Annotated in this window: 25 protein-coding genes; 12 read left to right on the top strand and 13 right to left on the bottom strand. The window is 43.9% G+C overall.

Annotation, left to right across the window (positions count from 1 at the left end; translation table 11 throughout):
* Positions 1–1183: 1183 nt before the first annotated feature.
* Positions 1184–1477: a hypothetical protein gene (locus tag ACT7WV_RS12070; RefSeq protein WP_445103128.1), complete on the bottom strand. Its 294-nt coding sequence runs from the start codon at positions 1475–1477 to the stop codon at positions 1184–1186.
* A 174-nt stretch (positions 1478–1651) separates the two neighbouring features.
* Between ACT7WV_RS12070 and ACT7WV_RS12065 the strand changes: the two genes are divergently transcribed.
* The 3 genes from ACT7WV_RS12065 to ACT7WV_RS12055 all read left to right on the top strand — a co-directional run bounded on the left by ACT7WV_RS12065 (position 1652) and on the right by ACT7WV_RS12055 (position 4593).
* Complete coding sequence (locus tag ACT7WV_RS12065; RefSeq protein WP_445103127.1) at positions 1652–2527, top strand: polysaccharide deacetylase family protein; 876 nt, start codon at positions 1652–1654, stop codon at positions 2525–2527.
* On the top strand, positions 2521–3948 hold the full coding sequence (locus ACT7WV_RS12060) for a DUF5009 domain-containing protein (protein ID WP_445103126.1): 1428 nt from the start codon (positions 2521–2523) through the stop codon (positions 3946–3948). Before ACT7WV_RS12065 ends, ACT7WV_RS12060 begins: the two co-directional genes overlap by 7 nt.
* Before the next feature lie 189 nt (positions 3949–4137).
* A complete protein-coding gene (locus ACT7WV_RS12055) occupies positions 4138–4593 on the top strand; it encodes a peptidase (protein WP_445103125.1) in 456 nt (151 codons plus the stop codon).
* Between the two features lie 27 nt (positions 4594–4620).
* Here the strand turns inward: ACT7WV_RS12055 and cobS are convergent, their stop codons facing one another.
* Complete coding sequence (gene cobS / locus ACT7WV_RS12050) at positions 4621–5412, bottom strand: adenosylcobinamide-GDP ribazoletransferase (RefSeq protein WP_445103124.1); 792 nt, start codon at positions 5410–5412, stop codon at positions 4621–4623.
* Between the two features lie 318 nt (positions 5413–5730).
* On the opposite strand from cobS, the gene ACT7WV_RS12045 reads away from it, so the two are divergent.
* The 3 genes from ACT7WV_RS12045 to ACT7WV_RS12035 all read left to right on the top strand — a co-directional run bounded on the left by ACT7WV_RS12045 (position 5731) and on the right by ACT7WV_RS12035 (position 7709).
* On the top strand, positions 5731–6183 hold the full coding sequence (locus ACT7WV_RS12045; protein ID WP_445103123.1) for a hypothetical protein: 453 nt from the start codon (positions 5731–5733) through the stop codon (positions 6181–6183).
* A 125-nt stretch (positions 6184–6308) separates the two neighbouring features.
* The gene (tgt, locus tag ACT7WV_RS12040; RefSeq protein WP_445103122.1) at positions 6309–7412 is read left to right on the top strand and encodes a tRNA guanosine(34) transglycosylase Tgt; all 1104 of its coding nucleotides are present in this window, start codon (positions 6309–6311) and stop codon (positions 7410–7412) included.
* Between the two features lie 159 nt (positions 7413–7571).
* Positions 7572–7709 (top strand): photosystem II reaction center protein K, encoded by a 138-nt coding sequence (locus ACT7WV_RS12035; protein ID WP_039728401.1) that lies wholly within the window; start codon positions 7572–7574, stop codon positions 7707–7709.
* Between the two features lie 85 nt (positions 7710–7794).
* Here ACT7WV_RS12035 and ACT7WV_RS12030 read toward each other — a convergent pair whose 3' ends face one another.
* Both ACT7WV_RS12030 and ACT7WV_RS12025 read right to left on the bottom strand, forming a co-directional pair.
* Positions 7795–8352 carry a glutathione S-transferase family protein gene (locus ACT7WV_RS12030; protein WP_445103121.1) on the bottom strand — a complete coding sequence of 186 codons (558 nt, stop codon included), beginning with the start codon at positions 8350–8352 and terminating at the stop codon, positions 7795–7797.
* Between the two features lie 15 nt (positions 8353–8367).
* The gene (locus ACT7WV_RS12025) at positions 8368–8832 is read right to left on the bottom strand and encodes a hypothetical protein (protein ID WP_445103120.1); all 465 of its coding nucleotides are present in this window, start codon (positions 8830–8832) and stop codon (positions 8368–8370) included.
* 631 nt (positions 8833–9463) lie between these two features.
* On the opposite strand from ACT7WV_RS12025, the gene ACT7WV_RS12020 reads away from it, so the two are divergent.
* Positions 9464–10114 (top strand): tetratricopeptide repeat protein, encoded by a 651-nt coding sequence (locus ACT7WV_RS12020; RefSeq protein WP_445103119.1) that lies wholly within the window; start codon positions 9464–9466, stop codon positions 10112–10114.
* Between the two features lie 24 nt (positions 10115–10138).
* Here the strand turns inward: ACT7WV_RS12020 and ACT7WV_RS12015 are convergent, their stop codons facing one another.
* Both ACT7WV_RS12015 and psaM read right to left on the bottom strand, forming a co-directional pair.
* Complete coding sequence (locus tag ACT7WV_RS12015; protein ID WP_445103118.1) at positions 10139–10531, bottom strand: slr1601 family putative cell division protein; 393 nt, start codon at positions 10529–10531, stop codon at positions 10139–10141.
* A 360-nt stretch (positions 10532–10891) separates the two neighbouring features.
* Positions 10892–10987, bottom strand: a complete 96-nt coding sequence (gene psaM, locus ACT7WV_RS12010; RefSeq protein WP_445103117.1) for a photosystem I reaction center subunit XII — start codon at positions 10985–10987, stop codon at positions 10892–10894.
* A 259-nt stretch (positions 10988–11246) separates the two neighbouring features.
* Here psaM and ACT7WV_RS12005 point away from each other — a divergent pair, with 259 nt between their 5' ends.
* A complete protein-coding gene (locus ACT7WV_RS12005) occupies positions 11247–11954 on the top strand; it encodes a TerC family protein (protein ID WP_445103116.1) in 708 nt (235 codons plus the stop codon).
* 53 nt (positions 11955–12007) lie between these two features.
* On the opposite strand, the gene ndk is transcribed toward ACT7WV_RS12005, so the two are convergent.
* From ndk to ACT7WV_RS11990, 3 genes are all read right to left on the bottom strand, one after another.
* Positions 12008–12457, bottom strand: a complete 450-nt coding sequence (ndk, locus tag ACT7WV_RS12000; RefSeq protein WP_445103115.1) for a nucleoside-diphosphate kinase — start codon at positions 12455–12457, stop codon at positions 12008–12010.
* A gap of 266 nt (positions 12458–12723) precedes the next feature.
* Positions 12724–13773 carry a D-alanine--D-alanine ligase family protein gene (locus tag ACT7WV_RS11995; RefSeq protein WP_445103114.1) on the bottom strand — a complete coding sequence of 350 codons (1050 nt, stop codon included), beginning with the start codon at positions 13771–13773 and terminating at the stop codon, positions 12724–12726.
* Between the two features lie 68 nt (positions 13774–13841).
* Entirely contained in the window at positions 13842–15086 is a 1245-nt protein-coding gene (locus tag ACT7WV_RS11990; protein ID WP_445103113.1) for an MFS transporter, read from the bottom strand.
* A gap of 446 nt (positions 15087–15532) precedes the next feature.
* Here ACT7WV_RS11990 and ACT7WV_RS11985 point away from each other — a divergent pair, with 446 nt between their 5' ends.
* From ACT7WV_RS11985 to ACT7WV_RS11975, 3 genes are all read left to right on the top strand, one after another.
* Positions 15533–16288, top strand: a complete 756-nt coding sequence (locus tag ACT7WV_RS11985) for a sucrose-phosphate phosphatase (protein ID WP_445103112.1) — start codon at positions 15533–15535, stop codon at positions 16286–16288.
* A gap of 169 nt (positions 16289–16457) precedes the next feature.
* On the top strand, positions 16458–17090 hold the full coding sequence (gene ruvA, locus ACT7WV_RS11980; RefSeq protein ID WP_445103111.1) for a Holliday junction branch migration protein RuvA: 633 nt from the start codon (positions 16458–16460) through the stop codon (positions 17088–17090).
* Positions 17091–17545: 455 nt separating this feature from the next.
* Positions 17546–18094, top strand: coding sequence for a hypothetical protein (locus ACT7WV_RS11975; RefSeq protein WP_445103110.1), 549 nt, complete (start codon positions 17546–17548; stop codon positions 18092–18094).
* 156 nt (positions 18095–18250) lie between these two features.
* Here ACT7WV_RS11975 and ACT7WV_RS11970 read toward each other — a convergent pair whose 3' ends face one another.
* From ACT7WV_RS11970 to ACT7WV_RS11955, 4 genes are all read right to left on the bottom strand, one after another.
* Complete coding sequence (locus tag ACT7WV_RS11970) at positions 18251–18811, bottom strand: shikimate kinase (protein ID WP_445103109.1); 561 nt, start codon at positions 18809–18811, stop codon at positions 18251–18253.
* Positions 18812–18903: 92 nt separating this feature from the next.
* On the bottom strand, positions 18904–19617 hold the full coding sequence (locus ACT7WV_RS11965; RefSeq protein WP_445103108.1) for a hypothetical protein: 714 nt from the start codon (positions 19615–19617) through the stop codon (positions 18904–18906).
* 67 nt (positions 19618–19684) lie between these two features.
* Positions 19685–20314 carry a flavin prenyltransferase UbiX gene (locus ACT7WV_RS11960; protein ID WP_445103107.1) on the bottom strand — a complete coding sequence of 210 codons (630 nt, stop codon included), beginning with the start codon at positions 20312–20314 and terminating at the stop codon, positions 19685–19687.
* Between the two features lie 62 nt (positions 20315–20376).
* Positions 20377–22629 carry a ribonuclease R family protein gene (locus ACT7WV_RS11955; RefSeq protein WP_445103106.1) on the bottom strand — a complete coding sequence of 751 codons (2253 nt, stop codon included), beginning with the start codon at positions 22627–22629 and terminating at the stop codon, positions 20377–20379.
* Positions 22630–23374: 745 nt separating this feature from the next.
* Between ACT7WV_RS11955 and ACT7WV_RS11950 the strand changes: the two genes are divergently transcribed.
* Positions 23375–24184 carry a hypothetical protein gene (locus ACT7WV_RS11950; protein ID WP_445103105.1) on the top strand — a complete coding sequence of 270 codons (810 nt, stop codon included), beginning with the start codon at positions 23375–23377 and terminating at the stop codon, positions 24182–24184.
* Positions 24185–24208: the final 24 nt, after the last annotated feature.

The following is a 24208-nucleotide window of genomic DNA, read 5'->3' as shown; positions in this document are numbered from 1 at the left end:
CCATACCGAAGCTACACTGCAAAAGTGAAATTCTCGATAAGGAAGGGGTGATTAATCGGGTAGAGCCTTCATTTGCTAGTGATCCCCATCTTTGAAAGTTGAGCAAATTCCCTGGTAGTGCTGTTTTGGAGTTTAACAGTTTGCCTTAATTTCCATAGAGTCAAACTCTGTCTAGTTAGTATTGAGTCTCTTTCTAATGACAGTAGTGACTAGCCAGATATTTAGATCACAATTAGGGGCATGAGTGAGCTAGAGTCCCAGTTTTCCGGGACACTGTCTAACTATCTTGCTTAATAGATAGTCATCTATGTACTCATTTTGGCAACTATCAGAAGGGATGGCATTACCCTTTGAGGGTACTTATATTTCTTACCTAGGACTGTTGCGGAAATTTTTTTTTGCTATCTAGAAGACATTAGGAGTAAATGAAGAGTATCTGAGGAATTCTGAAGAGGTATTGCAAGTTACAGATATAGCTAGATAAACACAGATCAGGATTTTCGCTGGTTAATAAAAAGTTTTTCTGTATTGTATAAGACAGGATTATTTGATCTATTTTTAATTGAGTTATCCTACTACCAAATCCCAGAGGGCATTAATGGCACTGCCGAGGTATTCTGTATCTTGGTGCTGTTCTGTTCTATCCATTGGATGAGCGTGGGGAGGAAGTTAGGGGATTTTTTGCCTAAAATAGATAATAATTGTTTAACTTTCAATCGTAAGAAGTCTCCCACCTACCCATAAGGGAGGTGGCGTTAGCGTAGCGGGGCGTTAGCCCGATGAATTGCGAACCAGTTTTGTGGTAAATTCTTTATGTCGGTGTAATTCAATTAAACGCAGAAGTGCAGCCTACAAAATAAAGACAGCCTTTGCTATGAATCAAAGACCGTGGGATGCACGGCTTAAAAGCTCAGTCAATGTCTTCAAAGAAGAGTCGCTCAGAAGCCTATACTTATTCGCAGAGAGCAGTGTAGGTACGTCACTAGACACCAGTTCTTAGTATCCAGAGGATGCCATTGACAACCGGGCAGTGGTCATGATTCTGCTTACCCGTTTTCTGCTTCTGAGGTGTAAGTAGCGCTTAAAACCGCTCCCACTGTTGGCTACTTAAGTCTCCTCTATTCATCAATACACCTATTGGCGATCAGATTTTTACTAGGATATACGAGTTTGAAAACACGCCCTAACCCAGTGGTGGTTGTTGGCCTGGCGGTTGTTCAGAGCTGATAGACTCTGATGTGTAGTAGTACACATGAGGTTGATAGGTATACCAGGTGCTGAAGTTTTTGATGGGTTGAACTAAATCAATTTTGTAGTGTTCGTCGTAGGCTTCTTCTGGAGCACGAAGCAGCTCAACTATTGTCCCTGTTTTTTGATAAGCTCTCTCTGGTTCGGGAAGCTCTGTTGCTTGTTTATCGGGGGTTTGCTTAAAATAGGATCCTTCCCTGTAGGTTACCTGTATAAAATGTCTTGGCATGGGTAAAATTAACGATTTTATTATTCGACTTCTTAATTTTAACCAAAAGCGGGCAAGCTAAACTGAGCGGTGGCATATTTGAAGACTAAATTTACGTTTAGTGGGGAATTCTCACTAGCTCCCTCTATTCTTATTAATCTTACTAAAAAATTGTTAGTACTTTTTCATCGTTCTATGGTTGTCCCCAAAAAAGGTATTATTAGCTTATTTATCGTTGCACTTTTTACTGTCTCCATCAATAACCTTTTTGTTGCTACCAATGATTTTTTCTTAGAGGCTGTTACTCACGAATTTGCTATTTTTGGCTTCCATGATATTATCGACAGTGAAAATTCCAACGAAAACCCTCCAAAGCGCAGTGAAGTTAGTGGAGACTACACCAAACAAGACTTAGAAAAAATTTTAGATTACTTAATAACTCAAGAATATTGGTTCTTATCTGCCCAAGAACTTTATGATTATTTTTTAGCTAAAAACCAACCAATACCCTTTGAGCATTGGGGACAGAATAAGGTAATAATTACTGTGGATGATGGTTATAAAAGCGCTCACAATAATTTAATTTCTATTTTAGAGAAACTAGAAAAAAAGCATAATAAAAAAGTCAAAGTAGTTTTGTTTGTCAATTCTTCCTTTTTGGGAATTAACGGCACTTCTTTAAAACATGCTAGTTGCGAGAACTTAAGAGAAGGCTTCCAAAAAGGTTATTATGACATTCAATCTCATGGAGCAACTCACAAAAATCTAACAAAACTTAAGGATAGTGATTTAGAGTTGGAACTCTCAGAGTCTCAAAAGATTTTAAGAAAATGTATGCAAGATTTAGACCCAAATCAAACAGTTGCTTCTCATATAGCTTATCCCTTTGGTGCTGTGAATGAGCAAGTTGAAGAGTATGCTCAGCGCTACTATCTATCAGGCTACGTATACAATAATGAGATTGCCAAGCTAGGAAGAAAAACTAATAAATATCGCATTTCACGCTTTCCTGTTAATAAAGAAACTTCCGTTAAACAAATGATTAAACTAGCCTCATCTGGCTGGTGGTAAAATCAACCACCGCTCCCCCAAGACGCGCTGATGCCTTGGATGCACTGCGTGGGTTTGCTGTTTTGGCTATGGTGTTATCGGGTGTTATACCCCGTCAAGTATTGCCTGCTTGGATGTACCATGCCCAGGTGCCACCACCTATCCACACATTCAATCCTGATTTGCCCGGATTAACTTGGGTTGATTTAGTTTTTCCTTTATTCTTATTTTCAATGGGAGCCGCTATCCCACTGGCACTGTCTCGTCGTCTGGCAAAAGGATGGGGCAAAATAAAAATTATTTTATCTATTTTGAAAAGAGGATTTCTGTTAGGAGTCTTTGCTATATTCCTACAGCATATTAGACCGTTTTCTTTAAGTCAAAAACCAACACCGCAGACTTGGACAGTTGCTTTGTTGGGATTCTTTATTCTATTTTTGATGTTCGTACGTTGGTCTAAATCTTGGGTTCCTTGGCTACGCAGAGTAATGACTCTTGGTGGCTGGGTGGTAGGCGTTATTTTTCTGTGGCAATTGTCAAATAGTGATGTAATTGAGTTTTCTTGGGAACGCAGTGACATTATTTTAATTGTTCTGACTAATATTGCTGTTTTCAGCTCAATAATTTGGTTGTTTTCTCAGTCAAACTGGTGGTTACGTCTGGGATTACTAGGTTGTTTATTAGCTTTGAGGTTATCTTCTAATAGTGAGGGATGGATTGCACAACTTTGGTCAACCTCTCCCGTCCCCTGGATTTTTAGATTTGATTATTTAAAGTATTTGTTTATTGCTATTCCTGGAACTATTGCCGGTGATTTAATTAATTCCTGGCTAAAATCAATTTACTTGGAGGAAATTGAGAAAAATTCTTGGAAAAACTATCGTTTTTTCAGCATTTTTATTTTGACAATAACCATTTTGCTCACATTGCTGACTGGATTGCAAGCCAGATGGATTTGGGAAACTACATTGATCAGCTTAGCCCTTTGTTTGGGAGGTTTGTTTTTACTTAAAAATCCCTCAAGTGCCACAGAAAAATTAATACATTATCTTTACAAGTTTGGTATTTACTGGATAATTATCGGTTTATTATTTGAGCCTTATGAAGGAGGTATAAAAAAAGACCCTTCTACTGTTAGTTACTATTTTATCTCCACTGGATTGGCTATTTTATTATTAATAAATTTTACGATAATTATCAATGTTTTTCAAAAAAAATCTTGGCTACAGTTATTAATCGACAATGGGATGAACCCGATGATTGCCTACACTGGATTCGCCAATTTAGTTTGGCCAATTCTAGCTTTAAGCAATTTAGATCAGGTAATTGAAGAGATGACCTCAACTCCCATTAAGGGATTTTTTAGAGGGTTAGCATACACCTTGGTTGTGGCATTTATTGTAAGTTTTTTAACAAAGAAAAAGATTTTTTGGAGAACTTAAAGCCGTGCATCTCACTACCATAGCAATCCGAAATGAGATGCAAACACCTCCCTCCTGTCGCCCTTGTCTCGCTCGTCTAAAAATCAAAGAGGATTGCTATAGTGGCAACCTAGTCTAAAGCACTCTTCAAGCACTTTCAGACCTAGGGGTGTCATAATTGAGCCGTTCTAGCTTGAATGAGAGTTTTATATGACTAACGCTTTTGCCGTTCGGTTTAGCTTTGCTCTGCTTGTCCCTGCAACTTTGTTAGCAGTAAGCTTAACGGCGGCAGCGGCAAGAGGGGAAAACTTACTGTATAGTCCCATCCCTGTTCCTGAGAGTAACGAAATCTCTGACAGACTCACAGAAAATGATATTCCCACAGGAGAAGGCGGCTTTGCCCGCGATTATGTAGTCAACTTCAATGACGGTGATCAAGTTGCCATTGATTTAGTATCGGAAAACTTTGATACCATTATCACTCTGATGGCAGCCGATGGTTCCACCATAGCAGAAAATGATGATGGTCCTGATGGCAGCACCAACTCTCTTTTATTCGCCCGAATTACTGAAACCAGTAAATATATTGTTCGAGTCCGGGCTTTTGGAGAAACCGGCGGTGGTGAATTTAGACTTAAGGTAACGCGGCTGCGACCAGTTGATTGAATATCAGTGGTATTGAAAAATAACTAATTAACCCCAGATGGTGGTGAGGAAGCAGAGAAACAAAGCTTCTGTCCATTCCACCACGGCTCCGTAAGTGTCGCCAGTGTGTCCACCTAGCTGTCGGTGAAACCAGGCACCGACAGCAATCGCCAAACTACATCCCACGACTACCATTGCCAAAGATGACCACCAGTCTCCATCCAGCCACCAAGGTAATCCGCCTAGACCCAATAACAGGATAAACCCCCCTAAAATGTCCTGGGGCAGCTGAATCGCTTCTTTGTGAAACGCTCCCTTACCAGTAGGCTTGAGATAAGGATAGAAGCCGATTGCCACCACTTGCCCCCAACGTCCCCAGGCGGCTGCTGTAATCAAAGCTAGCCAGCGGTAAGTCTCTATATCTGTCAGAGCAGTAGTTTTTAAGAGTAATAACGCTGTAGCTGCCATTGCCCCAAAGGCACCTGTAGCACTATCTGTCATTACCTCTAAACGTCGGTGTTCGTCTTGGACTGCTAAACCATCTGCTGTATCCATTACCCCATCTAGGTGTAACCCTCCAGTCACAGCAACCCAGCTAACCACAACCAGAGCAGTGCAAGTTAGTATCGGCATCCCTAATTGTTGCAGAGCAGCGTCTACAACAGCAAGTATTCCTCCAATTAGCAGTCCAACGGTTGGTGCCCAACGAGCAATCCCCCGAAAATTGAGAGGCCAACTCACTGGTATCGGTATGCAAGTATAAAACGTCACAGCGCCTAGAAAGGAAAACCAGCATTTACCTCCCCGTTGTGCCAATCTTAGTAATAGCAATCGCTTCATGGAAACTCTCAAGAATTGAGTGGATTGACCGATGAGCAGGGGAGAAATCTTGGGATAATATTGTCTGATACCCTACTTTAATACTTTGATGCTAGGTGAGTTAGCTGTACAACCCAGGTATTCAGGCGAGAAACCCGCTCTCCTTGAGCTGTGCATCCATCTGGATTGTTCCCTGTTATACAGTTAATAGCCTCCATTGACCTTTACAAAAGCTATAACTAAACAATTAGTTTCCCCCGTAGGGTTCGTTGAACCAAATAGTTAAATAATCTGTTGACCAGGCAAAACCAGCCACTATTGGATAATAAACTTTTACTTATGAGCCATAATCAACCTCCGCCCCAGCTCCCCGCTCCCTGTATAGTTGACACTGGAATCATTGTCAATAAACAAGATATGGGGCGCTTACTTAGTGCTTTGGGTCGTGTTCGCTACATCCATACTCTCGATAGCAAGCTGCAAAACGAGGGTGAAGGGTGTGTGATGGAAGTTTTTGCTGACTCCAGCTGCGCTACCTTGATTGCCAACTATGCACTGTATCTTAATGTGCAGAGTTTTGATTATTTGCAGTTGAATCAATCCCCAGAAAAAGAAGCTTGCTTTGACTTAATCCAAGATCACCGTCAGTTAAGGCTTATTCCACTATCTAACCCTTTGCAGGAGCAGTCTGCTCAGCAACTCAATGCTGAAGCTCTCGAAGCAATGGTTACCCAAGTTCTCAGTGCTAAGTGGGATGTACAAATTGAAGATGATGGTGAGTGTCCTTTTTAAAGGTTGCAAGTTGTTCGTGGAGTGTTCCCCGGAGGGATAGGTTAAAAGGTTGAAAATTTGTCAGGCTGAACCGACGCGCCGAGAATTTCCCTGCCTTGAAACAGCGATAGTAGAGTAGGGAGTATATGCAGTTTTCCTTTCAATGTCAGGCTTCTTGTAGCCAGACTAAGGCGCGTGCTGGTGTTTTTGTAACGCCCCATGGTGTGGTGGAAACACCTCGGTTTATGCCAGTAGGCACCCTAGCCACAGTCAAAACTCTAACACCAGCACAGTTAGAAGCAGCCGGGGCGCAAATGGTATTGGCCAATACCTATCACCTTCATCTGCAACCAGGGGAAGGAATTGTCGAGCAAGCTGGGGGACTGCACCAATTTATGGGCTGGCACGGTCCTATTCTGACAGATTCTGGTGGTTTCCAGGTTTTTAGTTTGAGCAAACTGCGCACCATTACCGAAGAAGGAGTAACTTTTCGCTCCCCTCGTGATGGCAGGCTAATCAATCTCACACCAGAGCGCTCAATTGAGATTCAGAATGCCTTGGGGGCTGACGTAATTATGGCATTTGATGAGTGTCCCCCTTACCCAGCTGAACGCCAAGAAGTTGAGGCAGCGACAGAACGTACTTATAGATGGCTCAAACGTTGTCTAGACGCCCACCAACGCCGTAGTGATCAAGCACTGTTTGGTATCATTCAGGGTGGTGTTTACCTAGACTTGCGTGGCGCAGCAGCCAAGTCTCTGGTGTCTTTAGATTTGCCCGGTTATGCCATTGGCGGTGTCAGTGTCGGCGAACCAATTGAATTAGTTCACAAAATTGTCGAAGCTACGACTCCTTACTTGCCTAAAGATAAGCCTCGTTATTTAATGGGAGTTGGTACTTATCGGGAACTTGCCAGAGCGATCGCAGCTGGGATAGATTTGTTTGATTGCGTAATTCCTACACGCTTGGGACGTCACGGTGCTGCCTTAGTACAAGGAGAACGCTGGAACCTCAGAAATGCTCAATTTAGGGAAGATTTCAGCTCTCTAGATGCTAGTTGTCCTTGCTATTGTTGTCAGAACTTTAGCCGTGCTTACCTGAATCATTTAGTGCGCTGTAAGGAAGCTCTTGGCTATATGTTACTCTCTCTGCACAACGTCACAGAACTGATTCGTTTCACCCAAGGAATTCGTCAGGCAATTTTTAGCGATCGCTTCACCTCTGAATTTGAGCGCTGGTTAGACGGATAATCCTGGCAAACTTGAGAGGGTCGTGTTGAAAACACCGAGATTGTGTAACGCTAATCAAGAGACCGTGTTCAATAGCCAAACAACCCCTCAGGTGTGAGTCGGTTTATGTTAAAATCCTTGTCAATTCTAAAAATTTTGTTGTCAAGGTAGACTTTTAAAATGGAAGCTGCATTGCTGTTGGCAAAACTGCCTGAAGCTTACTCTCTTTTTGATCCTCTGGTAGACGTTCTACCTGTTATTCCTGTGTTTTTCTTGCTGCTAGCCTTCGTCTGGCAGGCTGCTGTGGGTTTTAGGTAAATCACGGCTTCCTTATTTCAGTAAGGTTAGAAAGCTAGAGGGTTGAGAGTTTCAACTTTCTATACTTTCTAACCTGAAACTCCTATCAACCGCGCCCACCCATCGCTTTTTGAAAAGCTGGTCGCTCCGCAAGGCGCTTGATGTAATCTAGAACAGCGGGATATTCACTCAGCTCAAGCTTTAGCATCATCGGGATATAAGCCAAGATTGAACCAACTGCCACATCCGCTACACTGAACTCTTCTCCCAGCAAGAACTTATGCTGCCCTAGGATTTGATTGAGTGGAGACATCAGCTTGGGCGTTTCCTTCTCCCGACTCGCCTCTACAAAAATTCCTGGCCCCAAAGTAGCATTACCAAACAGAATCCATTGATAAATTTCCGCCTGTTTTTCTAAAGATTCCGGCGTCTTAGCGTATTTTTGAGCCAGGTAAAACAAAATCGCACCCGACTCCCACAACTTGAAGTCGCCGTCTACTATCACTGGGACTTTCCCCATAGGGTTAATTGCCAGGAAGTCTGGTTGCCGATGTTCCCCGGCTTGCATGTCCAGAAGTACAAATTCGTAAGGTACTTCTAGTTCTTCCAAATACCATTGGACAATCGATGCCCGACTCCGGGCACCGCCAAAAAGTTTCAACATAGCAGCAGTGGAAAATTAGAGAAGTTTGTGAGTATATTCGTGTTGTTTAACGTCATCCTCCCTGCGGATGACTCGCGTTTGGTTTAGTACCCGCTTGCGTTCTGTAGAATAGTTGAAATCATCACGCTTGGTGCCTAAAGGTATATGAGACTCAGCCTCCTGGCGAGTATGGTAGCTACGAGCAGCTGCTACCGTTCTTTCTAGAAAATCATCGCAAAATTGAGCCTCGGCTGGAAAACCAGCTGGTTTTTGAAAATTTTCACCCGATAATAAATCACCGACAGTTGTTCCATAAGCCATGGAATAGGATGTCGGTATTCCTTTGAGTATAGCTTCTAGGGCTGCTGAGGGAATCGGCTCAATAACCTTGACTTCATGAATCTCCGCATCTTCTTTCAGGAAGCAGGTGGCTAGGCCAACAACCAGATAGCTATTAGTGAAGAGATCAGCGGCACCAGGAATGGTCGTAGCATTTGCCATAAAAATATTCCAGTTAACAACTTAAAACCAAGGCAAATCAATTGCTTCGGTCGTATTTTACCAGTATCTACCTAGTAGCAGGAGGCATTTTTGCTAAAAGCAAAGATCCTGCTTGGGGTGGATGATTTTCTCTAACAGCGAGCAGGATAATTTAATAGTCTGCGCAAATGCTTACTAGTAAACAAAACTAGTGAGTATACGGGTGCACAGGAGAATCTTCAGGGGATTGTACTGATTCATCGCTCTGCCCAAACCTTCCCCTTCAGGTAAACGATTAAGAGGCTTGAGATTCAAATGCTTGTGCCAATTTCTGAAGAATCACACAATACTAAAAGTCTGCAGCCACCACTCAAAAGGATAATTCCTGGCATCTTGAGGAAGATTTCAGGAAAATATCAGCTTTCTACTGTAGTCTCTTGATGACAGAAATAAAACTCAAGAAGCGGTCGGGGTAGTTGTTTTTTGTCGAAGCTCAAGACAACTGACGAAGTGACACACCAAGACCAACCAGTAGGGTGCTGCTAGCCGTAATGTTGATTCAAGATAGGTCGCAGGTACTTTCGAGGAAGATATGAACGCTAAGACTTTTGTAAAAGTAAGCCGGAAAGACCAAAACAGACAGTGGTCACCTATGCCCCGTGGACCTCAAAAGCGTTCAGTGGTCGTCAAGCCGGCAATTAACAAAAATTTACAACTCTCAGAGCAAGCTCTACGCGCTGCAGCAAACCGTAAAGCAAAACGGGGTGATTACAGTGGAGCAATCCAGTTATTCACTCAGTTGATTAGCTACAATCGCACCCGCGCAGTGGATTACAACAATCGGGGATTGATGTACTTCCGAAACGGTCAAAGAGAAAGAGCCTTGGCTGATTACAACCGAGCACTACAACTAAATCCTAAGTTGGACAGTGCTTATAACAACCGCGCTAATTACTACGTATCTGTAGGACAAGTTGCAGAGGCATTGGCTGATTACGAGGAAGCACTTGATCTCAATCCCGCTAATACCCGTACTTGGATTAACCAAGCTATTACTTTTAGAGAATTAGGGCTTTACGACTTAGCACTAGAAAATCTTGACTTGGCTCTAGTTCTAGGCTGCCTTGAAGCTCATATTTATGCTGAACGAGGTCGAACCTATCATCTGCGGGGTGACTGGAACTGTGCCATTTCAGAATATCAACAAGCCCTTGCCGCACTAGCCCTTGCGGGTGATTCTAGTCGTCTGCGCTATAAAGTGGAAACTTGGATGAGTCTGCTTCTCAAGCCAGTGAGCGCTTAAACAACAGAACTCGTTATTGGAGAACTAATTATCGGCTGTGCTATCCGACTCTTGCCAGACTACCTGACGTTGATTTGGGTCCACTCGGTAGCTCTGCTCTTGCATTACACTCTTGGCTTGCCTGGGATCAAAGGAGCGGCTGAAGTCACTACGCAAATTATTGACCCGTCTCTCGGTGCGCTTTACTTCTCGTTTGACTTCCCGTAACTTGCCCTGTTGCGAAAGCTGATAAGGCAATAGTTGCGACAACCCGTAAAATGCACCTGCACAAAGTACCAGATTGGCAACCAACTTCAGCATTGTTTCGCCAGCAACTGCTCCGGAAGAATTCGCCTGTGGCAGGTTCTGAGTCTTAGGAACCTTACGGCGCGGTTTTAAAGTTTGCCGAGTTGGCCTAGAAGGTTGAATTGAAGTCATGTTGTCAGAATACAGGAATGTATGGCAGCACGAATAGGTTCTAAACAAAGTATTGTTATTGTCTAGTACATGCACTCCTGATTTGATTTTGCTCCTATGTCCAGTAGCAAAACCTGTAACTAAATGGACATAGAGCCGCTCAAATGCAGTGTTAGGTCGCTGGCATCAGATAATTTACAGCCCCTTGGAGCAACTATCAGGACAACTTAAGCGACCCATTGGAAGCAAGAGGCGTTGATCTTACTGAGGTATTAAGTTTCGCTCAGTGAGTAGTAAGAGTGGCTTCAATCTTATCACTCTCAATCGCCCCTTGCTTGCTTTTGAACAGCTCTATATTGTTTTAGATCTGATGATTTAACCCTATTTGTATAATTCCGTTGCTAGCCGGAAAGCCAAAACACCGGGAATCAAAGCGGCAAACAGAGCTACGAAAACTTGAGTATCTGATATAGACATGCTTAACATCTCCTCCAATTCAGAGTAATCACCCTCTAATTTGCGTCAATTTGACTCTCGGCAAAATATTTTGTTACAAGATGCAACATAATTTTCTGGGGTGTGGTCTCACTTGATTTATCGTTGCAGCTTAATTATCGACATAAATCTTTGAGTAGATGTTAACCTAATTTAAGGTACTTACACCCCAATTTTGCGCATTTTAGTGGCTTGCGCAGATTTCAAATTGAGCTGCTGTTGAGTCTCCCAATTATTTTTAATGCTAGATCAAGTTATTAACTACCCTTTAGATATAGGGCTTGAAGTTCCTTTGGTACTGCTAATGTTAGTCGCCCTAGAAGCAGTACTCTCAGCAGATAATGCGATCGCTCTAGCGGCAATCGCGCGAGGTCTAGAAGACAAAAAAATGCAGCGTAGCGCCCTCAACTTCGGCCTAATAGCTGCCTACTTTCTACGAATCACCCTGATACTTACCGCGACTTGGGTAGTGCGTTTCTGGCAGTTTGAACTCCTGGGAGCTGCTTACTTACTCTGGTTGGTTTTTGATTACTTCAGTTCCGACGAGGATGAAGAACATCACCACCATGGTCGCAAGTATAATTCTCTGTGGCAAGCAATTCCGATCATTGCCGTCACAGACTTAGCTTTTTCCTTGGATAGCGTCACAACTGCAATCGCTATTTCTGACGAAACTTGGCTAGTTATTACTGGTGGCACCATTGGTGTGCTTACCCTACGTTTCCTGGCAGGTTTGTTTATTCGCTTGCTCAAAGAGTACGTCCATCTTGAAGATGCTGGTTATGTCACTGTCGGCTTTGTGGGGTTGCGACTCTTACTCAGAGCGATTAAACCAGAATTAGTACCCCCCGACCTTTTGATGGTCGCTGCGATTGCCTTAATATTTATTTGGGGCTTCTCTAAGCGCACTGAGGACGAGTCATTGGTGCAGAGTGAGACAAAGGATTGAGGCAATGCCATGCCGTCCTCTCACTCTGCTCTCAAAGACCTTTTTAAATCTGCTTACTCATAAAGCCAAGTCGTCAAGGCTGGTTGCCAGCTTACCAATTCTTCTGGCTTAAACCAAAGGCTAATCTCATTCTGGGCAGTTTCAGGGGCGTCTGAGCCGTGGATCAGGTTACGACCAACCGTTACCCCATAATCACCACGAATCGTCCCTGGTTCAGCGCTCAGTGGGTTAGTGGCACCAATAATTTTTCTGGCTGAAGCAATAACGCCTTCTCCCTCCCAAACCATTGCTACGACTGGACCAGAGGTAATGAACTGAATTAAACCAGGAAAGAAAGGTCTTTCTTTGTGAACATCGTAGTGTGCTTCGGCAAGTTCCTTGCTGACACCGAGCATTTTTAATCCAACTAAGGTAAAGCCTTTTGACTCAAGACGCCGGATTACTTCACCCACGAGGCAACGCTGTACACCATCCGGCTTAACCATGAGAAATGTCCGTTCCAAAGCTGATCTCCTCAAATTTTTTTACGGATACCAAACACAGATTAGACCAGAAAGGTTCTATCTGCCCAATGATTGAGGTTTATCTGTAGACTTTCCACTTCAGGGTAAAGGGTAAGGGGATTATTGAAGCGGAAATTAGTCGTTTGTCGTGAAAAACCAAGATTGGGGGGGGTTCCCCCCAATCCCCCTGCACAAGGATTGATCGGTTGAGATGAATTTTCTTAAGTCAGTGACATTCGATTACATTTGACTCTATGGCCAGCTACTCAACCTTGCCGCTCTAGTGCTAATTTAATTAACTGGTCAACTAATTCTGGGAAAGTAACACCAGTTGCTGCCCACAGTTGAGGGTACATACTAGTGGCGGTAAAACCTGGTAGGGTATTAATTTCGTTGATCAAGACTTCTCCGGTAGCCTCGACATAGAAGAAGTCCACCCGTGCCAAACCAGCAGCATCTACAGCAATAAAGGCTTGAAGTGCCATTTCCTGTATTTGGGCAGTCAGATTAGCTGCTAGGGGTGCTGGGATTAACAAATCGGCTCGACCCTCAGTATATTTGGTTTCATAGTCATAGAAATCGCTGTCGTAAGTAATCTCACCCACTACAGACGCCTTGGGTTGATCGTTGCCGAGAACAGCACACTCTACTTCCCTTACTACTAAACCTTCTTCCACTACCATTCGTCTGTCGTAGCTAGCGGCACTATCCAAAGCCGCCTCTAATTCAGAACGCGATCGCACTTTGGCAATTCCCACCGAGGAACCCAAGTTTGCTGGTTTGACAAAACAGGGATAGGTTAAAGTTGCTTCAATCTGGTCACATAGTTGAGGAAATACACAGGGACTAGACCAAACCTGAGAGCGATTTACCGCCACATATTTAACTTGGGGTAACCCAGCTTGAGCAAAAGCCATTTTCATGGCAATTTTATCCATACTCAGTGCTGAACCTAAAACACCAGAGCCAACAAAGGGAACTTGCATTAATTTCAGCAAGCCTTGAATTGTGCCATCTTCGCCATTTGGCCCGTGGAGTATGGGAAACCAGACATCTATGTCGTTTAGTTGGGGAGGAAATTGCCAGAGGCTATTATTAGTTTCACAAGAAAAGGGCTTACCAGAAACTAGAACTCTTTGAGCGACTTCTCCGCTTTGCCAGATACCGTTTTTTTGAATGTAAATAGGCAGTAATTCGTAATTGGCAGCATTTTGGTCTGCGTTTAAGGCATTAGCGATCGCTCTTGCTGAATTAATTGATACTTCATGTTCGCCGGAGAAGCCACCAAATAGCAAACCCACCCGCAGTTTTGTCATGTTTCTCCCTTCTGGCACTAGTTGTAGCAGATAGGGTATCACAAGAAGAGTTGACCAGAGCTAAATGTCTACTTACTGGATAAAATGCGGTCGAGGTAGTGCAAAATTAGAATGCCGAGACTAACACTAACGGCAGCAGCTAACCAAAAACTGTGGGCAATTACTCTTGATTGGTCTAATACCCAGCCTCCTAAGGTAGGGCCAATAAAGTAACCAACGGCCCAACATTGGGAGTTAATGGAAAGGTAAACGCCCCGTAGCGATTCTGGGGCTAAATCGGCAACTAGTGCAGAAGCCGAGGGAGTGTAAGAAACCATGGCGATCGCTAATACTCCCAAAGCTAAAGTTGCCCAAATAACATTACCTGAAGAGGCAACTCCCGTCATCCAAATTAGAACAAATCCTCCTCCCCAAAGTAACAGCGACACCCTTAAGGCATGGGAACGACTGAATAGATTGAGAAAACGAGCTACTGGCAGTTGACATAAAGCAGCAAAGGCAATGTGCCAGCTAAAAAGAGCACTGATAGTTGTTGGTGAGAAGCCAGTTTTTGAAGCTCCTGTCGAGACAAAGTTACTAAAATACAAAGGCATTGTACTTTGTACCTGAGCAAGATAAATAGTAAAAAGAATATTCACTAGGACAAAAACCATCAAACGGCGATCGCTCAATGCTTTAATCCAACTTTGATGCAATTTTTGTTGCTTTTCTTGGAATTGATAAGTTTCTGCGATCGCTAAATAGATCACGGCAAAGAAAACAATAAAAGAAATGCCATCAATGAGAAATAAGCTGCGATAATTCCCCGCAGTAGCAATTAACGCCCCACCTAACGCTACACCAATACCCAAGCCGAGACTGTCGGAGAGTCTGGTAATCGCAAAGGCTTCATTGCGCTGTTCATTGGTGCTTAGATCCGCTACCGCTGCCTCGGTAGCTGGCCAATACAGACCAATTCCCAAACCCATCAACAAATTACCAATAACTAAAGTAAAGAAGTCGTGGGTTAGCGCCAATGCCAGATCAGCAATGGCAGAAACCACAGCCGAGAGTAACAAAGTTCGCCTACGCCCCCAAAACGGCGAGTCGGCAAAAGAACCCCCAAGAAAACGACCAAAAACCCCAGAAATTGAAGCACTGCCTAATGCAATTCCTACTTGTGTAGCTGATAGACCAACCTGATTCACAAAGAAGATCGGGGCATAAAATAAGGTAAAACCTGAGCCAATTTGGGATAGCAATCGACCAGCAGCGAGAATCCAGACTTCGCGCCTCAAGTGGGGCAACAAAGATTGCAGCTTTTGCTTAAGCATAGAGAAAAGGCACAAGAAGTCATATTCCTCTTAGGATAGGGAATTTAGCTCACCTTTGTCCCTCTTGTCTTCGTGATCCTCAGGGTCATATTGTGAGGTACCTACGCTTCTCTAACGAGTAAGTGTAGGTTTCTCCGCGACTCTTCTTTGAAGACATTAACTGAGGTTTTAAGCCGTGCGTCCCACGGACTTTGAGAGATATATTTGTTGTGTTTGTAGGCTGCATCTCTGTATTTATTTTGATTACACCTACATCTCCTACTCTTCCGCACATCCTGTTGGCAATTCATCCCACACCTACCTGCAAGGAGGTGCGGGACTTCTTACGATTGAAAGTTAAATAAACGGCAAAGACCAGAATTTAGCATTCTCTGCTGCCTTGTGAAAGTGCCACTGTATAGGAAAATAAGGCAGTAGCCAGACTCTCAGTACTTTTCGAGGTTGCCGTGACATCGTTCTTATTCGTAACGGATTTAGACAATACTCTAGTAGGCGATGACGCTGCTCTAGAACAACTTAATCAAAAACTAGCTCAGCATCGCCAGGAAAATGGGACAAAAATCGTTTATGCCACCGGGCGATCGCCTGTACTTTATCGGCAACTGACAACTGAAAAGCAATTATTGCCTCCAGATGCCCTTGTCACCTCAGTGGGGACAGAAATTTACTTCAACCCAGATACAGAAACCTTTGACCCTGAATGGGCACAAATACAATCCCAAGGATGGAACCGTGAACAAATAGTAGCGACTGCAGCTCATTATTCTGATCTGGCTGTGCAACCTGGCTCAGAACAACGTCCTTTCAAAGTCAGCTATTACCTTACTGAACAAGCTGCTACAGAACTGCTACCTTGTCTAGAATCAGCTTTAAAAGAACAGGGTTTAGATGTCAAGCTAGTTTACAGTGGCGGTAAAGACCTCGACATTCTCCCAATTAAAGGCGATAAAGGTTTAGCAGTACAATTCTTGCGGCAAAAGTGGGGAATCGATGCCCAACAGACAGTAGTATGCGGTGATTCAGGCAATGATATTGCCCTATTTAGTGTGGGAGAAGAACGGGGCATTATTGTCGGTAACGCCCGCCCAGAATTGCGTCAGTGGTACATTAACAATCCCGCAGACTACAGATACTTGGCTCAAGCCCACTGTGCAGGTGGTATTCTGGAAGGCTTGCATCACTTTGGTTTCCTGAGCAGTTAATTGTGCTCCTCAAAAAACTTGCTGCATAAGTTGGGGAAAGGGTGAGGGCAACTTCGAGTTAGCAAAAGGGTTAAAGGCTTTGCTTCTTCCTTTCGGCTTCCCCTTTAACCTTTACCCCTATGCCCTGCGGCCATGCTCCGCAAACTCCAGCCCCCGTTACCTTTCCACAATGATCAGTTATCTCAAGGGTACAGTAGCAAACCTATCTAAAGGCACTGGCAATCGTGTAACTCTGGTGTTAGAAGTAAACCAAATCGGTTACGAAATACAAATTCCTCACCGTCTTTCACAACAATTCATTAAAGACTCCCAAGAGTTAGTGCAAGTCTTCACTCATTTACAAATTCGGGAAGACCAACAGATACTATACGGCTTTTCTTCTGCAGCTGAGCGAGATTTGTTTCGTCAATTAGTAAGTGTCAGTGGCATTGGTTCTCAATTAGCGATCGCTTTGATAGATACTCTAGGATTACCCAATTTAGTACAAGCGATCGTTACAGGGAATATCCGCGCCTTGTCCAAAACTCCTGGCGTTGGCAGCAAAACCGCTGAACGCATTGCCTTAGAACTGAAAACCAAATTAGCTCAATGGCGGCAAGTAGCTGGAGTAGAAAAACCCACTTCGGCAACAGGGCCAGCACCGCAGATTATAGAAGATGTGGAAATGACGTTACTTGCCTTGGGTTATGAAAGCCAAGAGATTGGTAGATCACTCGATGCTATCAGCCAGGATGCACAGATTGCCAAAAGCAAGAATGCGGAAGATTGGATTAGGCAAGCGATTAGCTGGCTAAGTCAGTAGCCAGCGCTAATTAATTTCTCCGCGTCTCCGTTTCTATTTTCAAGTCAGGTTATCTATACATTACATTGATAGTTCCCTAGGGAACCTTACAAATTAACCCATATCCCCAAACCCATCGACACTTACGACCACTAGATGCTTCATACCGACTTAAAGTGAAGTTGCATAGAATGAAGGAAGCGATTAGCCCAAGTTATTGCTCGAATTACGCCAGAGCAAATTATTTCCCTATCATCCTATGACTTGATTCTCAAAGGTCTATTCTATGCAGCTTCAAATTAAATTGGCATAAGACATTTTCTTAAGTAATCTTAAAGATATAATTCTGACGAATTGCAGCAGTTAACTACCTTTAATACATGTTAAAAATAATCATTAAACAGTTGAGAACAGATCGTTATATTTTTTTACTTAATGTTTTGATTATACTGCTATTTTTGGCTTTAAGTATTTATGTGAAAATCTGGGATAGAGGTGACATAGTAGTAAGCTTGTTCAGCGATCCTTTCCTAGATGAACGCCCTTACATCGGCACTTTATCCAAACTGTCTGAGTTCCTCTGGTGTGTGGCAGGAACAACTTGTGTGTGTAGCTTTAGTTTGCTTAACACAACTCAGCCCGGTAAAAAAATTAACTTATTCCTGCTTTACTCTGCAATCGGTATTGCAGTTTTGTTCCTTGACGATGTTTTGCGGATTCATTTAATACTTAAATCTATTGGTATTCCCCGGTTATTAGTTTATTTATCATATGGCACAGCGGCAATATTCTATGGATGGAGCTTTCGACGCATAATTAGCTATACGCCTTACTTTCTTTTGTTTCTAGCGATTGTCTTATTTATCATTTCTGGTTTAGTAGACTCCTTGCCTATACCAGGTAAAGGTTCTAGAGCAATGTTAGAGGATGGCACAAGATTATTGGGAGTAATTAACCTCGTTCTTTACTTCAAACAGGTATGTTGGCAGGCAACGCTGCACTCTCTAGATAAATGGAAGTCTTAACTAAACTCAGTGAAATAATTAATCAATAATGCTGAATAAAATTGTTAAATAGTTAAGGAAAAATTGAGGACATCATACAAATTCTAGTTTTGACAGCTCAATTTTCTATTTTCCATTTACTGTCACCAATTTTCCCTTTCCCATTTTCAGTTTTGACTAATTACGAGTTGCAGAATCAATCGACGCTGATTTGAGTACTGTCGGAATCTTACTAATGATTTGTGAGAGGATCTCTTGTGGAGCGTCATCTGCTTTTACCCGAATATGGAGATCAGCTTCAGCATAGAGACTGCGCCGCTCATCGAGAAGTCTTTGTAGCTCTTGTGCTGGATTAGGCTGTTGTAGTAGAGGACGAGTGGTATCATTCTTCAGGCGTTTGATTAATACTTCTACTGGGGCATCCAGCCAGACAATCAAGCCATGGTGCAGATAACTCCAGTTAAGATGCTGCTTAACTACACCGCCACCAGTGGCAATTGTCAATCTTTTATAAGCAGATACTTCTGAGAGTACTTGAGATTCTAACTGCCTGAAGTTTTCTTCACCACTCTCAGCAAAAATCTGATTAATCGTTTTGCCAGCAACTTGCTCAATCAGAATATCTGTATCTAGAAAACGGTAACCTAGCTCAGTCGCCAGTAGACTCCCTACCGTTGTCTTCCCGACACCCATCATGCCAATCAGAAAAACATTAACTCCCTTTAACAATTCACTCACCAGAGCAAGCACCTCGTTAGCTATCAGCTCTGTGATATTACCTCTCTATTGTTGAGATTGGAGACTTTTCAGTAATCTTTTTTACTAATCTACTACTGCCTTTTCTCCTTCTCTACTTCCTCGTGGAAATCTTCTTCATCCTCAAACCCCCAATCTTCTTCGTCTTCTTCTACTTCCGGCTTCTCTGGCGGTTGATAAGGTGGTGTAATCACCCGATAGTTAGCATCGTAAACCGTCTCAGTTTTACCAACGCCTGAGTCACTAGGCTTGCGGTAACTGTAGGAATAGACAGAACCCTCTTGAGAGCCCCCTTTCGGTTTTTGCTGCACTTCAAAGCTTTTAGGTTCAGTCACTCTGTTGCTAGTTGGACTTTCCTTCTCGAAATCCTCAGGTTTTGAGGTTGCGACTTCCTCCTCAAATTCCCAGCTTTCGCTGACACTCTCCTCCCAATCAGACTCTGCACGGTTGGAGGGCGCTTTCGGAGGCGGTGGAGTGTAACTAGTATCTTCCTCAAAAGTATCAGCCGGGGGACTCTTACGATGAAAACGGCTCGACTGGGGCGGTACTTCGTAAAAATCTTCAGGAACCTGAGGGGAGTCATTTCTAGGTAGATAGCTTAGGAGTTGCAAGAAGAGGCTGGTGAGTGCTCCAGCAGTGATTGCTCCTCCAATCCATACTGCCACTGGCAGGGTGGGTGTTTTCATGCCCAAAAATACTAGCGGCAGGACTGGCGACCAGTTATAAAGGGCAAACAGGGCTAATCCGCCCACTACCAGCACTAGCAGTAAAATCCGAGTAAGAGGCATAGCGGTATTTCAACCTGAAGCTATTTCTATTTTAGTATTCATGTTCGTTGGGCTAACGCCCTCAATCTTAATACCCCTGCCATCGATTGATCGGAATGCAGTCAATGCTCAGTTGATCTAAAGTGCGCGCCACCACAAAATCTACCAAATCTTCAATGGTTTGAGGGTTATGATACCAAGCGGGATTGGCTGGAACAATTCTGACACCGACTTCAGCTAAGGTAGTGAGGTTACGCAGATGAATCAAGCTAAAAGGTGTCTCGCGAGGCACAATAACTAGGGGCCGCCCTTCTTTAAGCTGAACGTCAGCTGCACGCTCTATTAAGTCAGAACTTAAGCCTGTAGCAATTTTGGCCACAGTACTCATACTACAGGGCATAATTACCATTCCTAAGGTCCGGAAAGAGCCACTGGCAATAGTTGCTCCGATATCTCCCCAGCGATGACAAGTCAGTTTGCCGCCGTGAGAAACTCCCGCTTGTTGACGCCAAAATTCTTCCTGTTGGTCTGGTTCAGGGGGCATACGTATCTTTTGCTCTGCCTGCCAGACCATATAAGTTGATTTTGAAGCAACTAGCTCAATTGTATAGTCAGCCTCTAGTAGAAACTTCAGGGCACGGACAGCATAAATCAAGCCGGAGGCACCAGTTATACCGAGAATTAGGGGAGTTGTTGTCTGTTGTTTTTCTTGGCTCATTTGTTCTCTTTCACGGGTTATTGGTCATTAGCAACGGAACTAATGACCAATAACCAAGGAATTTACTCCTCTAAATCTTCGTTAAGGGCAATGCTACCGCCGCTGACAGTTACAAGGTCAATTTGCTGGCGGTAATAATCAACACTCTTGACTTGGACTTGCACGCGATCGCCTAATTTATAGGCAGTGCGATTTTTGCGACCAACCAGGCAAGCATGCCGAGAGCGATACTCATACCAGTCATCTTTGAGGGAGCTAACATGAACTAGACCTTCTACCAGTAAGTCTTCAATTTCCACAAAGAAGCCGTAGGACTGAACGCCAGTAATTAGTCCACTGAAGACCTCACCAGTGCGTTCTTTCATCTGTTCAGCTTTCTTTAATCCTTGCAAATCTACCTCAGCATCCTGGGCTAATTTCTCACGGTCATTGAGATGGGGAATTAAGGAGGCTAAGTGACTCTCGAACTCCTGCTGCATATCCGGTGGCAAAACGTTCCAGTTGATCTTGCCATGGCAGCTACTATGGCGGAGATTGACACGCTCTTTGGAACGAGTCGAACGGCGATCGCGTCCTTGCTCAAATACCGCTACCAACAATCTTTGTACAAATAAATCTGCGTAGCGCCATAAAGGTGATACACAGTGAGTATAGCCACTATCGCTATCCGACGCTAAACCAAAGTGGTCTCCTGGTTTAGAGCTATACCCGGCAGGCTTGAGGGTTGAGAGCAGCAAATGATTGAGGACTTTGGCTGCGCTCGATTTGGCAAATAGCTGGGTAAAGTTTTGGTAGTCTTGGGAACTGACTTCTTCCTCATCCTCTAGTTGCAAGTCTAGCTCTAGATTATTACCTAACTTGAGCAAGTCCTGAAGTTCTTCAATATCAGGTGATCCCTGTATGCAGTAAATTCCTGGCAAGGTTAGAGCATACAAATGAGATGCCACAGCCTGATTTGCTAAAATCACCAATTCTGTTAATAAAGAGCGCATTGGCAAAGAAGAGGAAACTACCAATGCACCGATACGTCCTTCATCTTTATAAGGATACTGATTTGGCCAAAGATGCAGTTCAAAAGCTCCCCTTTGCTGCCTTAGAGCCCTTACGGCAGGAGACAAGGTAAAGAATAGGTCTGTTAACATCTCTACCACTGACTCCAAGTCAGAGTCAACTGACTGATGATCTCCCAGCATTGACTGTGCTTGCTCGTAGCTTAGCTGGTGGTCTACTTTGATTACTGATGGTTGAATTTCAAACTCCAGCAACTGACCGGCGCTATTGAGAGTGAGTAATACTGAGATGGTCAAGCGGTCTTTATCGGGCACTAGAGAGCAAATTTCTGCAACAACATCAGGCAGTAGAGGTAGTACCGTATCTCCGAGATAGACCGTTGTACCGCGTGACCTTGCTTCATCATCTAACTCTGAATCCGGGGCAATCAGACGAGCCACATCAGTAATGTGAACACCTAGCTGCCAATCTCCTTCTTCGGTTTTTTGTAGGGTGAAGGCATTTTCTACTACCGTTGTTTGGTCACTCTCTGAATCACTTTCAATGGTGATAGTGAGCAGTTCTCTGAGATCGAGACGCTGCTTGAGTTCTGTTTTAGCGATTTTCTGGGGAAGGTCTTCTGCTGCTTTGAGGACTTCTTCCGGAAAATGACGGCGTAAATCATGCTTGCAACAGACGATATCTGTGTCTGCGGCGTCTTCAGCATCACTGCCTAAGATACGTGCCACTTTGCCAATGGGAGGGTTTTCTCCTAAGGGGTAGCGTAGGACTTCGACATGAACTAGATGATCAACTGCCTGGTCTAGGCTATGGTTTTCTTGCAAATCTAACTCAAATAGAAGTCGGTCATCTAAGGGAACGGCTTGATAATGGCTGTTACTAAGCTTGACTCGTGCTAGGACTGAAGGATTAGCCCGGTCGAGAATTAAGCGCACTTTTCCTTCGGGACTACGGCGTCGGCTACCTTCTTTGGTGATTTCTACCAAAACGCGATCGCCATTCCAAGCAGTACTCAGATGGCTTTTCTGGATATAAATATCGTCCGCTCCCTCTACGTCTTGGATCGCAAAGCAAAATCCCTTACTCGAGCATCGCAGCTTAGCTTCAACAACGTCTCCTGGAACGCGTCGGTATCTACCGCGATCCTTAACTAAAATCTCCATTTTCTCTAGTAAATCTAGAGCAATCTGGAGTTTTTCGAGACTGGCTTGATCGCGGCAACCGAGTTTCTTTTCCAAAACTTTGGGAGCCACTAACTTTTCATCTGTGAAATTGGAGAGCAATGTAGCGATTGAAAATTCCATCCAACAATCCTTTTTATCTGAGCGTGGTTTTTTTGCTCTTGCCCTGTTGGTAATGCGCTCACATAATTTGACAGTACCCACTAATATCAAGGGTTAAAAGTTTGTCAGGGCTAGGGCACTCGTGACGCCGCCTCTGGCTCTAGGTCCTGAGCAAGTTTCCACAAGTGTTTCGCCCGTACAAGGAAGGTTGAAGGTCAAACTCGAATTCAACCTGCTTTCCTTATCACCCTGGGGGTCAAGGACGTCCACTGGTGACGACGTGTTCATTACTTCAACCGCTTGCCGAGTGTATCTGCTGTTTATACAGAAGCGATGCTTAGCCTCGAATCACTCTTTCAGGGGTGATTGGCAATGATACTTGTTCGGTGCCTTAGGAATTGCTGATTTGTACCAGTGTTTTCCTAGGCAATTGCATGTCCAATAAGCAATTTCCCTTCCAAGGAAAATTGCTTCTCAAGAACACTGCTGTAATCAAACGAGCGCTGAGGAAGCAGTTGCATGTGAGCGGCAATAGAAGCTAGGTCAAGAGTGCATATGCAACCCAGTTTTTTGCCAACGGACATGTACTTTGAGCACTGCCTTCTACAGATTGTTGCCGCTCTTCGTTCTGAGTCGCTTCGCGGCAAAGGCAATCGGTTACAGTGACAATGGACAATCCTTTATCATTGTAAGTTCTAGGCGTCCTTTTACAAAATATGTTCTGGAAAGGAACGTATTTACTTGATGGCAAAGTGGTAAGAAGTTTATGTTTACTCAATTCCGGACTCGTTATCCCAAAGGTAGTCTAGTCACCGAACTATTAACAATTGACCACGGTAAGTACATCGTGCGTTGCTGGATTCAAGTTGAGGGAATCACTCTAGCGACAGGTCTGGCGGCAGCTCAAACCGTTGAGCTGGCAGAAGACGAAGCTAGGAGCAGGGCAATGGCTGTCTTGGGAATTGATGGGATTAAGAATGCAACTCACCAGGAAACACATCTCTCGACTAGTGAGATAGCAGTGCCACCCCAGCCAGCGCCACCCACTCCAGGGGAGTTTTCTCCAAAGAGTCCCAGAAAGACTAAAAAAACCAAGTCGTCTGAAGCGACAAAGACAAGTACTACTAACGGTGTGTCTCCCTCTAATTCTGGTCTAGAAGATGCCAGCTATCAGGATGTTACAGCGCCAGTAACTTCCGAGGAGAAGAGTTTCAGAGACGAAGAGTATTCCTCGACGGAGGTTGAAGTATCTCAGAAGTTGGAAACCTCGTTCCCCACCCCAGAACAAATTATCCCCAGCCAACTCGAAGAGACACAGACCGATTCTTACTCCCACGATGCTGTTGAGGCAGAAAACCCAGGAGAAGATACGACTAGTAGTACTCCTATTGACTTTTCTGACATTATTGCCAGGACTAATGTAGAACTGAGGCGTTTGGGCTGGACTAATCAGCAAGGGCGCGATTATCTCCTTCAAACTTACGGTAAACGCTCGCGCCAACTGCTAACGGATGAAGAATTACTCGACTTTCTGCACAATCTAGAATCTTTAGAGCCAGAACTGACACCAGATTAGAGGTTAACAGGTTTTAACCTGCTA

It is taken from the genome of Symploca atlantica LB2515, assembly GCF_052546295.1.
Note: the sequence above shows the minus strand (reverse complement) of the source record. Positions and strands in the feature narration are given on the sequence as shown.

Bases quoted from the DNA above. Each gene is read 5' to 3' on its own strand.
- ACT7WV_RS12070 (WP_445103128.1), bottom strand. From the start codon at position 1,477: ATGCCAAGACATTTTATACAGGTAACCTACAGGGAAGGATCCTATTTT.
- ACT7WV_RS12065 (WP_445103127.1), top strand. From the start codon at position 1,652: ATGGTTGTCCCCAAAAAAGGTATTATTAGCTTATTTATCGTTGCACTT.
- ACT7WV_RS12055 (WP_445103125.1), top strand. From the start codon at position 4,138: ATGACTAACGCTTTTGCCGTTCGGTTTAGCTTTGCTCTGCTTGTCCCT.
- cobS (WP_445103124.1), bottom strand. From the start codon at position 5,412: ATGAAGCGATTGCTATTACTAAGATTGGCACAACGGGGAGGTAAATGC.
- ACT7WV_RS12045 (WP_445103123.1), top strand. From the start codon at position 5,731: ATGAGCCATAATCAACCTCCGCCCCAGCTCCCCGCTCCCTGTATAGTT.
- tgt (WP_445103122.1), top strand. From the start codon at position 6,309: ATGCAGTTTTCCTTTCAATGTCAGGCTTCTTGTAGCCAGACTAAGGCG.
- ACT7WV_RS12035 (WP_039728401.1), top strand. From the start codon at position 7,572: ATGGAAGCTGCATTGCTGTTGGCAAAACTGCCTGAAGCTTACTCTCTT.
- ACT7WV_RS12030 (WP_445103121.1), bottom strand. From the start codon at position 8,352: ATGTTGAAACTTTTTGGCGGTGCCCGGAGTCGGGCATCGATTGTCCAA.
- ACT7WV_RS12025 (WP_445103120.1), bottom strand. From the start codon at position 8,832: ATGGCAAATGCTACGACCATTCCTGGTGCCGCTGATCTCTTCACTAAT.
- ACT7WV_RS12020 (WP_445103119.1), top strand. From the start codon at position 9,464: ATGCCCCGTGGACCTCAAAAGCGTTCAGTGGTCGTCAAGCCGGCAATT.
- ACT7WV_RS12015 (WP_445103118.1), bottom strand. From the start codon at position 10,531: ATGACTTCAATTCAACCTTCTAGGCCAACTCGGCAAACTTTAAAACCG.
- psaM (WP_445103117.1), bottom strand. From the start codon at position 10,987: ATGTCTATATCAGATACTCAAGTTTTCGTAGCTCTGTTTGCCGCTTTG.
- ACT7WV_RS12005 (WP_445103116.1), top strand. From the start codon at position 11,247: ATGCTAGATCAAGTTATTAACTACCCTTTAGATATAGGGCTTGAAGTT.
- ACT7WV_RS11995 (WP_445103114.1), bottom strand. From the start codon at position 13,773: ATGACAAAACTGCGGGTGGGTTTGCTATTTGGTGGCTTCTCCGGCGAA.
- ACT7WV_RS11990 (WP_445103113.1), bottom strand. From the start codon at position 15,086: ATGCTTAAGCAAAAGCTGCAATCTTTGTTGCCCCACTTGAGGCGCGAA.
- ruvA (WP_445103111.1), top strand. From the start codon at position 16,458: ATGATCAGTTATCTCAAGGGTACAGTAGCAAACCTATCTAAAGGCACT.
- ACT7WV_RS11965 (WP_445103108.1), bottom strand. From the start codon at position 19,617: ATGCCTCTTACTCGGATTTTACTGCTAGTGCTGGTAGTGGGCGGATTA.
- ACT7WV_RS11960 (WP_445103107.1), bottom strand. From the start codon at position 20,314: ATGAGCCAAGAAAAACAACAGACAACAACTCCCCTAATTCTCGGTATA.
- ACT7WV_RS11955 (WP_445103106.1), bottom strand. From the start codon at position 22,629: ATGGAATTTTCAATCGCTACATTGCTCTCCAATTTCACAGATGAAAAG.
- ACT7WV_RS11950 (WP_445103105.1), top strand. From the start codon at position 23,375: ATGTTTACTCAATTCCGGACTCGTTATCCCAAAGGTAGTCTAGTCACC.